The organism is Streptomyces sp. NPDC058773, assembly GCF_042746015.1.
In the GTDB taxonomy this organism is placed as follows: domain Bacteria; phylum Actinomycetota; class Actinomycetes; order Streptomycetales; family Streptomycetaceae; genus Streptomyces.
In genome coordinates this window covers 1-1,196 of sequence record NZ_JBHYPE010000101.1, presented here as the reverse complement: position 1 = coordinate 1,196, position 1,196 = coordinate 1, and the positions used below count along the sequence as shown (strand labels likewise).

1 protein-coding gene is annotated in these 1,196 nt (G+C 67.4%); it reads left to right on the top strand.

The genetic code is table 11. The features are described 5' to 3' along the window. The first annotated feature begins 438 nt into the window (after window positions 1-438). Window positions 439-945 (top strand): DUF6624 domain-containing protein, encoded by a 507-nt coding sequence (locus ACFW5B_RS35220; RefSeq protein ID WP_386449195.1) that lies wholly within the window; start codon window positions 439-441, stop codon window positions 943-945. The last annotated feature ends 251 nt before the right edge of the window (window positions 946-1,196 follow it).

Sequence of the window (1,196 nt, the reverse complement as noted above, 5' to 3'; positions counted from 1 at the left end):
GGCCTGGTGTGTGGACTGCTTCGCTTTACGTCCACACACCAGGCCCCTCCGGCCCGTCCCCTCCCGTGGGGGGAAGTTGTTCCGGTAGGTGGGGGCTAGGGGCTGTCCGGCTGCTCATGTGACCGTTCCGAGTTCGCCTCATTGGCATGGACATGGGCGGGGGGAACCTGACGAACACGGAATGGGTGCGGCTGCTCCCCTGAGCGTGGACTCGACCTCCTGCCGGGCCGACCAGCATGCGGCCGGAGCACGCAGGAGATCCCCTCGGGTGCCAGGAAAACCGTCGCAGCGATCCGGCCCTGGCTGCGGGCACAGATCCATTATCCAGGTGCGGAGAGGCTCCTGTCACCGTTCCCCGGAATGATCTTTACGCCTGATTTGCACCTTTAGAGTTGCGGTCGACGAGCACAACGCACCGCCGTAACCAGGGAGTCGAGAATGACGCACGATGTTGCCGCGCTGGCGGTGGAACTCACCGACATGGCTGCGGCCGATCATCGGACCGCAATCCGCGCGAACAGCGATGACCCGGCTGAGCAGTTGGAGTGGCGGCGGCTGACCGCACGGCACGGCGACCGACTCGGCGCGATCATGGACGAGTGCGGCTGGCCGACCGCAGAACTGGTCGGCGAGGAGGCCGCACGCGCGGCGTGGATGATCGCTCAGCACGCCGACCGGCAGCTCGACGTCCAGCGACGCGCCCTCCAGTTGATGCAAAAGGCGGTGTCGGCAGGCTCGGCCAGCCCACGCGAGCTGGCCTTTCTGCGTGACCGCACGCTGGTCAATGAGGGCCGCAAGCAGGTCTACGGCACCCAGATCGCCGGCGTGAAGGACGGATCACCGATTCCGTGGCCCTGTGAAGAGCCCGAGCGCATGGACGTACTTCGCGCGGAAGTCGGCATCGAGCCCTTCGACGAGTATGTCGCCAAGTTCGCAATGGCTTGACGACCGCATCCCCATCGCGCCCTACGGCTTCATTGCCCGGGGCCCAACTGGCGCAATGATCCGCCGGACAAGCCCTAGCCGCGGTAAAGCCATAAGCGGCCCCCGAGAGGCGCACCGGACCACCTAGGGGCACCCCCACCGGCCTTCCCCCTCCCCTCAACGGGAGGGGACGGGCCGGAGCGGGTGGGGGTGTCCGGACGTAAAGCGAACCAGTCCGGCCACCCCCACCCGCGCAGGCCCGTCACCGCACC

What these genes read in the sequence shown, in the direction of transcription:
- ACFW5B_RS35220 (WP_386449195.1), top strand. Translation starts at nt 439, where the DNA reads ATGACGCACGATGTTGCCGCGCTGGCGGTGGAACTCACCGACATGGCT.